At 68.3% G+C, this 14262-nt stretch carries 13 protein-coding genes; 2 read left to right on the top strand and 11 right to left on the bottom strand.

The genetic code is table 11. The features are described from left to right. Positions 1–117 precede the first annotated feature (117 nt). The 11 genes from mmsB to hemL form a co-directional block, all read right to left on the bottom strand. Positions 118–1404 carry a multiple monosaccharide ABC transporter permease gene (gene mmsB, locus ACFWQC_RS15935; RefSeq protein WP_378679654.1) on the bottom strand — a complete coding sequence of 429 codons (1287 nt, stop codon included), beginning with the start codon at positions 1402–1404 and terminating at the stop codon, positions 118–120. Between the two features lie 6 nt (positions 1405–1410). Next, entirely contained in the window at positions 1411–2943 is a 1533-nt protein-coding gene (gene mmsA / locus ACFWQC_RS15930) for a multiple monosaccharide ABC transporter ATP-binding protein (protein ID WP_378679651.1), read from the bottom strand. Positions 2944–3019: 76 nt separating this feature from the next. Then, entirely contained in the window at positions 3020–4096 is a 1077-nt protein-coding gene (gene chvE, locus ACFWQC_RS15925; RefSeq protein WP_378679648.1) for a multiple monosaccharide ABC transporter substrate-binding protein, read from the bottom strand. Positions 4097–4354: 258 nt separating this feature from the next. Then, the gene (locus ACFWQC_RS15920; protein WP_378679645.1) at positions 4355–4975 is read right to left on the bottom strand and encodes a hypothetical protein; all 621 of its coding nucleotides are present in this window, start codon (positions 4973–4975) and stop codon (positions 4355–4357) included. 19 nt (positions 4976–4994) lie between these two features. Then, positions 4995–5348, bottom strand: a complete 354-nt coding sequence (locus ACFWQC_RS15915; protein WP_378679642.1) for a DUF4229 domain-containing protein — start codon at positions 5346–5348, stop codon at positions 4995–4997. Further along, on the bottom strand, positions 5345–6361 hold the full coding sequence (ccsB, locus tag ACFWQC_RS15910) for a c-type cytochrome biogenesis protein CcsB (protein ID WP_378679639.1): 1017 nt from the start codon (positions 6359–6361) through the stop codon (positions 5345–5347). Before ccsB ends, ACFWQC_RS15915 begins: the two co-directional genes overlap by 4 nt. Further along, a complete protein-coding gene (locus ACFWQC_RS15905) occupies positions 6358–7947 on the bottom strand; it encodes a cytochrome c biogenesis protein ResB (protein ID WP_378679636.1) in 1590 nt (529 codons plus the stop codon). Before ACFWQC_RS15905 ends, ccsB begins: the two co-directional genes overlap by 4 nt. Beyond that, positions 7944–8702: a cytochrome c biogenesis CcdA family protein gene (locus tag ACFWQC_RS15900; RefSeq protein ID WP_378679633.1), complete on the bottom strand. Its 759-nt coding sequence runs from the start codon at positions 8700–8702 to the stop codon at positions 7944–7946. The genes ACFWQC_RS15905 and ACFWQC_RS15900 overlap by 4 nt, the downstream gene beginning before the upstream one ends. Before the next feature lie 79 nt (positions 8703–8781). After that, a complete protein-coding gene (locus ACFWQC_RS15895) occupies positions 8782–9348 on the bottom strand; it encodes a TlpA family protein disulfide reductase (protein ID WP_378679630.1) in 567 nt (188 codons plus the stop codon). 35 nt (positions 9349–9383) lie between these two features. Beyond that, positions 9384–10064 (bottom strand): histidine phosphatase family protein, encoded by a 681-nt coding sequence (locus ACFWQC_RS15890; protein WP_378679627.1) that lies wholly within the window; start codon positions 10062–10064, stop codon positions 9384–9386. Further along, positions 10061–11386 (bottom strand): glutamate-1-semialdehyde 2,1-aminomutase, encoded by a 1326-nt coding sequence (gene hemL, locus ACFWQC_RS15885; protein WP_378679625.1) that lies wholly within the window; start codon positions 11384–11386, stop codon positions 10061–10063. Before hemL ends, ACFWQC_RS15890 begins: the two co-directional genes overlap by 4 nt. A gap of 153 nt (positions 11387–11539) precedes the next feature. Between hemL and ACFWQC_RS15880 the strand changes: the two genes are divergently transcribed. Then, entirely contained in the window at positions 11540–12136 is a 597-nt protein-coding gene (locus tag ACFWQC_RS15880) for a TetR/AcrR family transcriptional regulator (RefSeq protein ID WP_378679622.1), read from the top strand. 78 nt (positions 12137–12214) lie between these two features. Then, on the top strand, positions 12215–14251 hold the full coding sequence (locus ACFWQC_RS15875) for a discoidin domain-containing protein (RefSeq protein ID WP_378679619.1): 2037 nt from the start codon (positions 12215–12217) through the stop codon (positions 14249–14251). The last annotated feature ends 11 nt before the right edge of the window (positions 14252–14262 follow it).

The raw sequence follows: 14262 nt of genomic DNA, 5'->3' as shown, positions 1-14262 counted from the left end.
CCGGTCGTTCCAATAGGGCGAGTAGTCCTACGAACAGCGTGTTACACAAGCCGCCGACCCCAGCGACCCCTGCCTGGGGGGAGGCAGGGGTCGAGGGGTGGGGGTGTGGGGGATGGATCAGGTCTTCGGGGGGTCGTTGGAGTCGACGCTGAGCTCGGCCTCCATGGCCTCGATCTCCTCGGCCAGCTTGTCGGGCGGCGGAGCGCTGGGCTCGGCAGCCTCGGCACCGGCACCACCGGATCCGGCGGTGCGGCGCTTGTTCCACACGTCGAAGGCGACGGCGAGCAGGAGCACGAGGCCCTTGATGGCCTGCTGCCAGTCGATGGAGACACCGAGCAGCGACATGCCGTTGTTGAGGACACCCATGACGAGACCACCGATGATCGCGCCGACGACGGTGCCGACACCACCGGTGACGGCCGCGCCACCGATGAAGGCGGCGGCGATCGCGTCGAGCTCGAAGTTGACGCCGGCCTTGGGGTTGGCCGCGGTCAGGCGAGCGGTCGTGACCAGGCCCGCGAGACCCGAGAGCAGCCCCATGTTCACCATGACCAGGAAGTCGACACGCTTGGTGTTGACGCCGGACATCGTGGCGGCGTCGACGTTGCCGCCGATCGCGTAGACGTGCCGGCCGAAGACGGTCTTGTTCATGATGAACGTGTAGACCACGATCAGCCCGGCCAGGATCAGCCCGACGATCGGCAGCCCGCGCGCGTCGGCGAGCAAGTAGGCGAAGTACATGATCACGATCGTCAGCAGCGCCAGCTTCACCACGAAGAGCGGGAAGGGCAGGACGTCGAAGTTGTACGCCGTCTGCGCGTTGCGGCGACGCACCTCGAGGAAGATCAGCACACCGACTGCGGCCACCGCGATGAGGAGCGTCAGGTTGTGGAACCCGGTGTCCGGCCCGATCTCGGGCAGGAAGCCGTTGCCGATGGCCTTGAACTCCTCGGGCAGACCACCGACGGTCGCACCCTTGAGCACGACCAGCGTCAGACCACGGAAGAGCAGCATCGAGGCCAGCGTGACGATGAACGCCGGGATCCCGACGTACGCCACCCAGAAGCCATGCCAGGCGCCGATCGCAGTGCCGATCAGCAGGCCGAGGAAGACGGCGACCCACCACGGGAAGTCGTACTGAGTCATCATGATCGCCGCGGCGGCGCCCACGAAGGCGGCCACGGAACCGACCGAGAGGTCGATGTGACGCGCCACGATCACGATCACCATGCCGATGGCCAGGATCAGGATCTGCGCGTTCTGGACCACCAGGTTGGAGACGTTGAGCGGCTTGAGCAGCACGCCCTCGGTCGAGATCTGGAAGAGGATGACGATCGCCGCCAGAGCGATGATCATCCCGTACTGGCGGACGTTCCCGCGCAGCGTGTTGAGCAGGGCATTCATCGGGGGTTACTTCCTCGCGTCCGCGGTCATGTAGCGCATCAGGGACTCCTGGGTGGCCTCTGAGCGGTCGAACTCATGGGTGATCACGCCCTCGGCGAGCGTGTAGATGCGATCACACAGGCCGAGCAGCTCGGGCAGCTCGGAGGAGATCACCAGTACGCCGCGACCGCTGCGGGCGAGCTCCTGGATGATCCCGTAGATCTCGTACTTGGCGCCGACGTCGATGCCTCGGGTCGGCTCGTCGAGGATCAGCAGCTTCGGGTCGGTGTACATCCACTTGGACAGCACCACCTTCTGCTGGTTGCCGCCCGAGAGCTTCCCGACTCCGGCGGTGATCGAGGGCGCCTTGATGTTGAGGTTCTTGCGGTAGCCCTCGGCGACCACGACCTCCTTGTGCTCGTCGACGACGAGCCCGTTGCGCAGCTTCTTCAGCGCCGCCGCGGTGACCGAGGTCTTGATGTCGTCGATGAGGTTGAGCCCCAGGCCCTTGCGGTCCTCACTGACGTACGCGATGCCGGCATCGATCGCCTGCGTGACCGTGTTGAGCTGCAGCTCCTCGCCGTCCAGCACCAGCGAGCCGGAGGTCCGGGAGCCGTAGGAGCGCCCGAAGATCGACCGCGCCAGCTCCGTACGTCCCGCGCCCATCATCCCCGCGATGCCGACGATCTCGCCGGCGCGCACGGACAGGTTGGCCTGGCGGATGACCTCACGGTGGCTGTCCTGCGGGTGCATGACGGTCCAGTCACGCACCTCGAAGAGGACGTCCCCGATGGAGGGGGTGTGGTCGGGGAAGCGGTTCTCGAGGTCACGGCCGACCATTCCGCGGATGATCCGGTCCTCGTCCACGCCACCGCCGGCGACGGACAGGGTCTCGATGCTCTGGCCGTCACGGATGATGGTGATCTCGTCGGCGATCTGCTCGATCTCGTTCAGCTTGTGGCTGATCATGATCGAGGTGATCCCCTTCTCCTTCAGCCCCTCCAGGAGTGCGAGGAGGTGCTGGGAGTCGTCGTCGTTGAGGGCGGCGGTCGGCTCGTCGAGGATGAGCAGCTTGACCTCCTTCGAGAGCGCCTTGGCGATCTCGACCAGCTGCTGCTTGCCGATGCCGAGGTTCTTCACCGGCGTCAGCGGGTTCTCCCGCAGGCCGACCCGCGCGAGCAGGTCGATCGCCTCACGGTTGGCGCGGCCCCAGTCGATGATGCCGCGCTTGGCGGTCTCGTTGCCGAGGAAGATGTTCTCCGCGATCGAGAGCTCGGGGATGAGGGCGAGCTCCTGGTGGATGATCACGATGCCGGCGGCTTCGCTCTGCCGGATGTTGGCGAACTTCGCGGTCTCGCCCTCGAAGACGATGTCGCCGCTGTAGGTGCCGTGGGGGTAGACCCCGCTGAGCACCTTCATCAGGGTGCTCTTGCCAGCGCCGTTCTCGCCGCAGATCGCGTGGATGTCACCGCGGTTGACGACGAGGTTGACGTCGGCGAGCGCCTTGACGCCGGGGAACTCCTTGGTGATGCCGCGCATCTCCAGGATCGGTGAGCTCATGTGGTTCCTGCTATCTGGCCAGGGGCCGGCGTGGGCCCGGTCCGGAGGGACCCGGGCCCACGCCGCGTACGGGGAGCTACTTGATCTCGTCGGCGGTGTAGTAGTCGGAGTCGACGAGCACCTTGGTGACGTCGTCCTTGGTGACCACGACCGGGTCGAGGAGGTAGGACGGAACGACCTTCTTGCCGTTGTCGTACGTCTCGGTGTCGTTGACCTCGGGCTCCTCGCCCGCACCGACGGCGATGATCATGTCGACGGTCACCTTGGCGAGCTCGCGGGTGTCCTTGAAGATCGTGGAGTACTGCTCACCGGCGTTGATCGACTTCACCGACTGCACCTCGGCGTCCTGACCGGTCACGACCGGGAGGTCGGCGGTGGTGTAGCCGTTGCCCTTGAGCGCGGCGATGATGCCGAGCGAGAGGCCGTCGTAGGGCGAGAGCACGCCCTGGACCTTCTTGGAGGCGTACGTCTTGGTGAGGATGTCCTCCATGCGCTTCTGCGCGGTGGCGGGGTCCCAGCGCAGGATCGCGGCCTGCTTGAAGTCCGTCTGACCGGAGGGGATGACGATCTCGCCGGACTTGATCAGCGGCTCGAGCACCGACATGGCGCCGTCCCAGAAGAAGGTGGCGTTGTTGTCGTCGGGCGAACCACCGAAGAGCTCGACGTTGTAGGGGCCCTCACCCTTGGCCTTCAGGCCGTCGACGAGGGAGGTGGCCTGCTGCACGCCGACCTGGAAGTTGTCGAAGGTCGAGTAGTAGTCGACGGCCTCGGTGTCGCGGATGAGGCGGTCGTAGCTGATCACGGGGATGTCCTGCGACTCAGCGGTCTCGAGGACCTCGCCGAGCGCGGTGCCGTCGATGGCCGCGACCACCAGGACGTCGACGCCCTTGGTGACCATGTTCTCGACCTGGGAGACCTGGGTCGGGATGTCGTCCTCGGCGTACTGCAGGTCGACGTCGTAGCCCTCGGCCTCGAGCTGCTTCTTGATGTTGTTGCCGTCTGCGATCCAGCGCTCCGAGGACTTGGTCGGCATGGCTACACCGACGGTGCCCTTGTCGCCGCCCTCGCCGCCCTCGCCGCCGTCGCCGCCGCCGCATGCCGCGAGGCCGAGCGCAAGCGCTGCCGCGGTGATCGTGGTGAGTACCTTGCGCACTTACCTGCTCCATTTCATCTACGGCCGCGTCGGTAGGCCTACGCGCCGCTGTCGGGGGGTTCCGGGAGATCGGCGCACGGGCCGGCTCCCAGGTGAGTCACATCACAGATGTGAACGCTCACATCGAGACAATGTGCCTCTTCATGTCCGAATGCGTCAAGTGCAGGACGACGATGTTTCCGACTCGTGACTTACGGGAGGCTCCGTTGATCATCTGGGCTACACAGCGGACTCACAGACAAGCCCGGAGGCCGTCCGTCATAGATGACGTACGCCGACCAGCGCCCCGGCGCCGTCGGGCCAGGCGACCTGGATCGACTCCGCGCCGTCGGCGTCGGAGCCGTCCACGACTCGCTTCACGACGATCGCGAAGCTGCCCGCGTCCACGCGTGTCTCGGCACCGTGGGAACGGATGGTGACGCCGTCGAAGTGCGGCACCGCGTCGCTCGACCACGAGCCGGTGCCGGTCGCGGTGACGACGCTCTCGCGGCGATCCACCAGACGTCCCTGGTCGTAGACGTCCATCGGCTCCTGGGTCGCGCCGGTGAGCGCGGCCGCCAGCAACGCCCGGACGGCCACCGCGTCGGCGCAGGCGTCGTAGACGTAGCGCGTTCCCAGCGCCGAGTGTTCGGTGGTCGCCATCAGGAAGTCCTCGGCACCGTCGAGGGGCGCCTCACGGTAGGAGACCGGGAGGTGGACGACGGACTCGCCGACCTCGAGGAGCACGCACTCGATCCCGACCCTGCCGGCCGGGTCGTCGAACCGGTAGGAGCCGATGGTGCCGGTCAGGTCGCCCTCGCACCACGTCTGGGTGGCGAGCCAGGCGCCGAAGATCTCTCTCTTCGTCGGGGTGAGCGTGGCCTTGTGAACGATCGACATGACCGTTATCTACCACTCATCACACTTTGTGGCTATCGCCTTCGCCGTTCGAGGGGGTGTCGGCCTCGGAGCCGGCCTCGGAGCCGGCCTCGGAGCCGGCCTCGGAGCCGGCCTCGGAGTCGATCTCGGCGTCCTCCTTGGCACGCGCGGCCTCGACCGCCTTGGCGGCCCGCGTCTCGACCTTCTCGGCGAAGGCCCGCCGCTGCGGGTCGAGGACGAAGAACGAGAGCACGCCGCTGATCACGAACGCCAGGATCACCGAGAGGAAGATGTCGACCTCGCCCGCGACGAGCGACCAGATGCCCGCCACGATGCCGAAGGTGGCGACCAGCGACAGCAGCCGCAGTCCGGTGTAGATCCAGAACTCTTTCATCGTGAGGCTCCCTCGGTGAGCTCGACGACCGCCGGGGCTGCGGGCGCAGCGTACGAATGCTGCGAGGTCGAGGAGAAGTAGTTGATGCCGATGAAGTTGAACCACAGCGTGGCCAGCCCGATCAGCGCGACGATCGCGGCCTTCTTGCCCTTCCACCCGGCGGTCGCGCGGGCGTGCAGGTAGCCGGCGTAGACGACCCAGGTGATGAACGCCCAGACCTCCTTGGGGTCCCAGTTCCAGTAGGAGCCCCAGGCCTCGTGGGCCCAGATCGGACCGGAGATCAGCACCCCGAAGGTCCAGACCGGGAACGCGAAGGCGTGGATCCGGTAGGAGACCCGGTCGAGGTTGTCGAGGTCGGGCACCCGCGCCAGCAGGGCGGCGTCGGGGAAGCGGCTCTTGAGAAGGTACGCCGCCGAGGCGATGCCGCCCAGCGTGAACCCGCCGGTGGCGATGATGGCCGCGATGACGTGGATGACGAGCCAGTAGGAGTTGAGCGCCTCGGTCAGCGGCGCGACCGGCTCGTAGAGGCCGACCACCGCCAGCGTCAGCACCACGATCGTGAAGCCCAGCACCCACGGCGCCATCCAGGACAGCTTCAGCCGCCGATGGAGAACGACGTACGCAGCGGCCACCACGAACGAGCCGGAGATCGTGAACTCGTACATGTTGCCCCACGGCACCCGGTTGGGGTCGGCGGCCATCCCACGGCCGACCAGCGCGATCAGGTGGCACACGACCGCGATCGCGGTCAGCAGCAGGCTGAGGCGTCCGAAGAGGGCGGCCCGCTGCTCGCGTACGGCATCGGCGGCCGAAGCAGTCTTGGATGGCGCCGGGGCATCGGTCTCGTCGGCCGGGGCACCGGCGCCGACGAGCTCCTTCTCCGCGACTGCGGCCCTGGCTCGCGACTGCCAGGCCGACCACTCGACCAGCGCGCAGAGCAGCGCCAGGAAGTAGACGACGCCGGCGGCCGTGATGGCCTGGTTGCTGAGTACGCCCCAGGTGTGGTCAGTCATCGGTTCTCCTCCTGTGTTCGCGCGCCTCGTAAGGTCTCCGCAAGGCCGGTGACGACGGCAGCGGTGTCTCCGCCGCCGGAGCGGTCGAGGGCGGCGATCTCGACCAGTGTGCGCCCATCGACTCGGCGGGCGCGAACCCACACCCGTCGCGAGCGGATGAAGAGGGATCCGAGGAGCCCCACGAGGGCGAGGGAGACGCCTAGGAGCGCCCACTCCTTGCCCGGCGACTTCGAGATCTGCACCCGGTTCCACTGCTGGACGTCGTCGAAGGAGATCGATCCCAGTCCATCGGGGAGCTCGGCCGTCTCCCCGAGGCGCAGGTTGAACGCCTTGCCGGTCTCGTCGGGCGACATCATGTTGGCCTTGGAGGTGTCGAGCGCGTAGACCGACTGAGGTCCGGCGTCGAGGTTGAGGTCGCCGCGAAAACCCTGCAGGGAGAGCATCGCGTGCGAGCCGTCCCCGATGTCGCCCATCAGGTTGACCGGCTCGCCGTCGACCGTGCCCTCGAAGGGGTAGAACAGCCCCTGGAAGCCGATCTCCTCAGGCGAGGCGTACGGCGCCTTCACGACCCCGAAGGAGAGCAGGTTCTGGCTCTGCGGGAGGAAGATCGTCGGGCCGGAGTAGGCCACGTCACCGTTGCCGTCGCGCACGGTGATCACCGGTGCGTAGCCGTGCGCGAGCAGGAAGACGTCGGTGCTGCCGATGGTCAGCGGGTGGTTGACCCTGAGGTCATAGCTCTTCTCCTCGCTCGAACCCGCGGTGTAGCGGATCTTCGAGTTGAAACCGCGCGCGGTCCCGGCGCCGGCGCCGGTGCTGAGCCACTCGGCGTGAAAGTCGTCGATCTTGAAGCTGAAGTCGTCGAGGTCCTCGGGGGCGAAGAGCGAGCCCGACTTGAAGTCGTCGTACTGCGAGAGCTCGTTGGCGAAGCCGTACTCCTCCCCCACCAGCACGATCACGCCGCCCTTGTAGCCGAACAGGCTGCCGGTCGCGAACGCGACCAGCACGATGATCAGCGACATGTGGAAGATCAGGTTGCCGGCCTCGCGCAGGTAGCCCTTCTCCGCCGAGACGGACTGCTCCCCGGTGGTCGAGCTTGTCGAGACCTCCTGGCGGATGCGGTAGCCGCGCAGCTGCTTCCGCGCCGCGGCGAGCACCTCGGCGGGCTCCTCGTCGGTGACGTACGACGTGGAGTCGGGCAGCCGGGTCAGCTTGGCCGGCGTCGCCGGCGGCTGAGCCCGCATCGCCTTCGCGTAGACGAGGCAGCGCGGGATGATGCAGCCGACCAGCGAGACCATCAGCAGCAGGTAGATCGCGGCGAACCACGGCGTCGAGTAGACGTTGAAGAGCCCGAGCTTCTCGTAGATCGGGGTCAGCGTCGTGTGCGCCTCGCGCCACTGGTCCGCCTTGAGCGAGTCGACCCCGTCCTGCGGGATCAGCGACCCCGGGACGGCCGCGAGCGCGAGCAGCAGCAGCAGGATCAGTGCCGTACGCATCGAGGTCAGCTGGCGCCAGCCCCAGCGCGCCAGCTCGCGGGCGTTCAGCTCGCCCGGGCGGCGTACGTCCGCCGGCTCTTTCAGATCGGTCACAGTGCGATGCCCTCCCAACGCTGGACGAGCTGGACCTGCAGCCACTGGACGCCGTTGTCCCACCAGCCGGTGAGCATCGCGACGCCGATCAGGATCATCAGCACGCCGCCGACGATCGTGATCGCGCGGGTGTGCCGACGGAACCAGGTCAGCGCGACGGTGGCCTTGCGCCACATCACCGCGACGAGGATGAACGGGATGCCGAGCCCGAGCGCGTAGACGGCGAGCAGCAGGCCGCCCCGAGCGGCGGTGCCCTGGTCCCAGGCGAGGCCGGCGATGACGCCCAGCGTCGGTCCGGTGCACGGGGTCCAGGCCAGCCCGAAGAGGAAGCCGAGCAGCGGCGCCGCGGCCAGCCCGACCGCAGGCACCTTGTGGAACTTCAGGTCGCGCTGCAGCAGCGGGATGAAGCCCATGAACGCGATGCCCATGATGATCGAGAGCACGCCGAGAACCTTGGTGCCGGTCTCCTGGAACGCGAGCAGCTTGTAGGCGATCCCGCCCACGGTGACGCCCAGCAGGACGAAGACCACCGAGAAGCCGGCGACGAAGAGCAGCGCGCCCGCCAGCATGCGGCCGCGGCGTACGTCACCGGAGGCGAGGTCCGCGCCGGACAGGCCGGTGGCGTAGGAGAGGTAGCCCGGCAGCATCGGCAGCGTGCACGGCGAGACGAACGAGAGGAACCCGGCCAGCAGCGCGACCGGGATGGCCAGCATCAGCGACCCGCTCCCGGCGGTGCTCGCGAACCAGTCGGTCACGCCGCCACCTCCGTAGCGCAAGCGCCAGAATACGGACGCGGCGGCGTGTTGTACTCACGGTTCACTCGCTGGCGCTCGTTCACGACGACTCACCTGCCGTGGAGATCAGCTCGTCGAGCGTACGTGCGGAGGGGACCTCGCCGCGGATCAGCGCCGCCACGCGCCCCTCGGTGTCGAGGATCGCGGTGGCCGGGATGGCGCGCGGGGCCAGCGAGCCCTTCAGCGCGAGGACGGCGGCACCGTCGGGCGAGTAGACCGACGGGTACTCCACGCCGTAGTGCCGTTCGAAGGCCAGCCCCTGGGCGGCCGAGGCGTCGCGGGTGTTGAGCCCCACGAAGGCGACCTCGTCGCCCAGCTCCTCGTAGGCGGCCTGGAGCATCGGCATCTCCTTGCGGCACGGCGCGCAGCCGGTCCACCACACGTTGAGGACCGTGACCCTGCCCCGGGTGTCGGCCAGGTCGAACGGATTGCCCTCGAGGGTCTCGCCGGCGAGCTCCACCGGCTCACCGCGCTCAGCGACCGGGATCTCCTGGGTGCGGCCGTCGCCGGAGATGTAGCCGGCTTCGTTCGTGCCCGTCTGCCCGCACGCGGCCAGCAGCCCCACCGTCACCAAGGTGAGGAGGAGGCCACCCAACTTCTTACGCACGCACAGGACTCTTCCTGACAAACCTGAGAGACCCGTTAATCTTCGTCCATGTCGCCGGCCGAGAACGGCGCGTACTTGTCCTTCGCCGGCAGCATGTCGCCGGCCGGCTCGGTGTAGGAGAGCGCGACGAACTCGTCGTCGACGAAGTGCAGCGAGGTCAGCGAGCACAGCGCGCACTGGCGGCGGCGCGGGTCGTGCAGGAAGCTGCGGCCCTCGATGTGGAGCCGTGTGGTCCAGATCGGCAGCTGGTGGGAGACGACGACCGCCTCGTGGCCCCGCGCCAGATCCCGGGCGTCGTGGATCGCGGCCATCATCCTGGCCACGATCTCCAGGTAGGGCTCGCCCCACGACGGCTTGAACGGGTTGATCAGCTTCGGCCAGACCTTGGGGTCCTTCAGCGGCCCCATGCCGTCCTTGAAGCTCTTGCCGACGAAGAGGTTCTCCGACTCGAGCACCCGCTCGTCGAGCGAGATGTCGGCGCCGAGCGCCTTCGCCAACGGCCCGGCGGTCTGCCGGGCGCGCTCGAGCGGGCTGGAGATGACGTGGGTGATGTCCTGCCCGCCGATCCGGTCGGCGACCCGCTCGGCCATCCGCAGACCGAGCTCGGAGAGGTTGAACCCGGGCCGGCGCCCGTAGAGGATCCCCTCCGGGTTGTGCACCTCACCGTGGCGCAGCAGGTGGACCGTGGTCTCGATGCCGTTTTCCTGGGACGTCATGCCTTCACCTTTACAGCAGCCTCGGCGGCGTACGGAAGCGCCTCCGTGATCTGAGAGATCGCCCGCTCGTCGTGAGCGGAGGAGAGGAACCACGCCTCGTAGGCGCTCGGTGGCAGGTAGACGCCCTGGTCGAGCATGGCGTGGAAGAAGGCCTTGTACGCCGCCTCGTCGGTGGTCTTGGCCTCGTCGAAGTTACGCACCGGCCTGTCGGTGAAGAAGACCGAGAACATCGTGCCGGTGGACTGGATGACGTGCGGGAGACCGACCTTGGCGAAGCTCTCCTCGATCGCGGCCTTCACGACGTCGGCGGCCTTGGTGATGTGGTCGTAGACCTCGTCGGTCGCCAGCTCGAGGGTCGTGAGGCCGGCGGTGGTCGCGACCGGGTTCCCGGAGAGCGTTCCGGCCTGGTAGACCGGCCCGTCGGGGCTGAGCGAGCCCATCACGTCGGCGCGGCCGCCGAAGGCCGCCGCCGGGAAGCCGCCACCCATCACCTTGCCGAAGGTGACCAGGTCGGGGGTCCAGCCCTCGTGCTTGCCGTCCAGACCCCACTGCCCCTGCTTGCTGGCCCGGAACCCGGTCATCACCTCGTCGGAGATGAACAGGGCACCGTTCTTGGTGCAGGTCTCGCTGAGGAACTGGTTGAACCCGGGCTCCGGCGGCACGACGCCCATGTTGCCCGGCGAGGCCTCGGTGATCAGGCAGGCCACCCGGCCTGCGTATTCCTCGAACGCCGCCGTGACCGCGGCTCGGTCGTTGTAGGGCAGCACGACGGTGAGCTCGGTGCTGCTCTCGGGGACGCCCGGGGTGCCGGGGATCGCGTGGGTGACCAGACCGGAGCCGGCGCTGGCGAGGAGTGAGTCCACGTGGCCGTGGTAGTTGCCGGCGAACTTGAGGATCACGTCGCGCCCGGTGAACCCTCGTGCCAGCCGGATGGCCGACATCGTCGCCTCGGTGCCGCTGCTGACGAACCGCACCTTCTCGACCGGCGCCCGCTCGACGATCGCCTCTGCGAGCTCGACCTCAGGCGTCGTCGGCGTCCCGTAGGACGTGCCACGCGCGACGGCCTCCAGCACCGCTGCCTGGACCTCCGGATGGGCGTGGCCCAGCAGCATCGGGCCCCAGGAGCAGATCAGGTCGACGTACTCGTTCCCGTCGACGTCGGTCAGCCACGCCCCCTTGGCCTCGCGGATGAAGCGCGGCGTCCCGCCCACCGCGTTGAAGGCGCGCACGGGCGAGTTCACGCCGCCCGGCGTCACGGCCTTCGCGCGGGCGAAGAGCGCTTCGGATGCCGCTGCGGACAGGGGTGAGATGTCGTGAGGCACCGGGTCATTCTTCATCAACCCCACCCGAATCCCCATTTCCGCCCCGGCGCGGCACCAGCTCGACCCCCGGCTCAACTCCTGGCCAACTCCTGGTCAACCGTCTTGGTCACGTACGCTGAACGATATGCGCTTCCCGATGACGAGACACCTCTGATGGCGCGCGTCGCCGCCGACGTACGCCGCGAACGTCTGGTCGAGGCCGCGATCCGGGTGATGGTCCGTGACGGCGTCGCCAAGACCACGACGCGCTCGATCGTGGCGGAGGCCGACATGCCGCTGGGGGCCTTCCACTACTGCTTCCGCTCCAAGCAGGAGCTGCTGGAGAACGTCATCGAGGCGATCACCGGTCACACTCTCAACCTGGCGCTGGTGGAGATGCGTGGCGAGGAGTCGTTCGAGGAGAAGCTCCAGGCGGCGCTCAGGGCGTACTGGCAGCACGTCGTCGCCAACCCCGACGAGCACCAGGTGACCTACGAGCTGACGCAGTACGCCCTTCGCCAGCCGGGACTGGCCACGGTCGCGCGCCGTCAGTACGAGACCTACCTCGAGGCCAACACCCAGGTCCTCACCGTGCTCGCCGAGTCCACCGGGGTGACGTGGGACCAGCCGATCCCCATGCTCGCGAGATACCTCACCGCCAACATCGACGGCCTCACCCTGCTGTTCCTCAACGAGGGCGACGCCGAGGCCGCCGGTGCGGCGCTCGACTTCGCCGCGGCGCACGTCGCCTCCATGGCCAGATCGGCGTAGTCACGGGCCTTTGGACCGTTGACCCGGTCATGCGACCAACTCTAGGATGCGGCGTACGTCACGCACCCTGGAGGCACTGTGAACGCCATCCGCACGCTGCTCTGTCTCGTCCTCATCGGCTTCGTGGCGTTCGCCCCGCCAGGCTGGGCATCACCGCCGGACCAGTGGTGGGAGCCTGCCGACCGGCCGGCGCCCGACTCCCAGGTCAACGTCACCGGCAAGCCGTTCACCGGCACCGACGCCAAGGGTGACGTACGCGGCTTCGCCGACGTCCACAACCACCTGATGACCAACGAGGCGTTCGGGGGCGAGCTGGTCTGCGGCAAGCCGTTCTCCGAGGCAGGGGTCGCCGACGCGCTCGAGGACTGCGCGGCGCACTACCCCGACGGCTCCGGCGCGCTGCTGGAGAACCTCACCGGCGCGGAGCCGGACGGCAAGCACGACCCGGTGGGCTGGCCGACCTTCAAGGACTGGCCGTCGTACCGCACGATGTCGCACCAGCAGAACTACTACGCCTGGCTGGAGCGGTCCTGGCGAGCCGGGCAGCGCGTCCTGGTCACCGACCTGACCAGCAACGGCGTCATCTGCTCGATCAACCCCAACCGCGATCGCGGCTGCGACGAGATGGAGTCGATCCGGCTGCAGGCGGAGAAGACCTACGACCTGCAGGACTTCGTCGACAGGATGTACGGCGGCGAGGGCAAGGGCTGGTTCCGGATCGTCACCGATCCCGCCCAGGCCCGGCAGGTCATCGAGGACGGCAAGCTCGCCGTGATCCTCGGCGTCGAGACCTCCGAGCCGTTCGGCTGCAAGCAGGTCCTCGACGTCGCCCAGTGCAGCAAGGCCGGTATCGACCAGGGCCTCGACGAGCTGCAGGCCCTCGGCGTACGCAGCATGTTCCTGTGCCACAAGTTCGACAACGCGCTCTGCGGGGTGCGCTTCGACTCGGGCACGACCGGGACGATCATCAACGTCGGCCAGTTCCTGTCGACGGGCACCTTCTGGCAGACCGAGAAGTGCCGCGGGCCGCAGCACGACAACCCGATCGGCGATGCCCCGGTCCCCGAGATCGAGGAGAAGCTGCCCGCGGGCACCGAGGTGCCGACCTATGACGACGACGCGCAGTGCAACACCCGCGGCCTCTCCCGGCTCGGCGAGTACGCGATGCGCGGGATGATGCAGCGCGGGATGCTCGTCGAGCTCGACCACATGAGCGTGAAGGCCACCGGCCGCGCGCTCGACATCCTCGAGTCGGCCGACTACCCCGGCGTCATCTCCAGCCACAGCTGGGCCGACCTCGGCTGGGCCGAACGCGTCTACGGGCTCGGCGGCTTCATCGGTGAGTACATGTTCGGACCCGAGGAGTTCATCGGCGCCGCCGGGCGGACCGAGGCGCTGCGCACCGAGTACGACAAGGGCCTCGGTATCGGCAGCGACTTCAACGGCCTCGGCTCCCACCCCGCTCCCCTGGGTGCCGACGGACCCAGCCCGGTGACCTATCCGTTCCGTAGTGTCGACGGCGGGTCGGTGATCGACAAGCAGGTCACCGGCGATCGGGTCTGGGACATCAACACCGACGGCGGAGCCCACGTCGGCCTGGTCCCGGACTGGATCGAGCAGATCCGCCGCCTCGGCGGCACGGAGGCCGTCCAGGACCTGATGGGCGGAGCCCAGTCCTACCTCGACACGTGGGGTGCCGCATCCGGCTACACGCTGCCCGGCAACCTCGCGGCCGGGTCGCGCGCCACGGCGAGCTCGTCGGAGTGGAGCGTCTTCACCAGCTTCGCCCCGGGCCGCGCCATCGACGGCGACACCGGCACCCGCTGGGCCAGCGACTGGAGCGACGACCAGTGGCTCGCCCTCGACCTGCGCAGCGAGCGGACCGTGGGCCGCGTGGTCGCCGACTGGGAGAGCGCCCATGCTGCGGCGTGGAAGGTCGAGGTCTCCTCGGACGGTACGACGTGGCGCACGGTGTGGTCGACCGACGCCGGGAAGGGCGGAGTCGAGACCGCGACCTTCGAGCCGACCACCGCCCGCTACGTACGCGTCCACGGCGTCAGCCGCGCCACCCGCTACGGCTACTCCCTGTGGGAGGTCGGCGTCTACGACCGCTGACCCGCCTGATC

This window comes from Nocardioides sp. NPDC058538, from assembly GCF_042719275.1.
Lineage (GTDB): Bacteria > Actinomycetota > Actinomycetes > Propionibacteriales > Nocardioidaceae > Nocardioides.
This window is presented reverse-complemented; position numbering and strand designations above follow the sequence as displayed.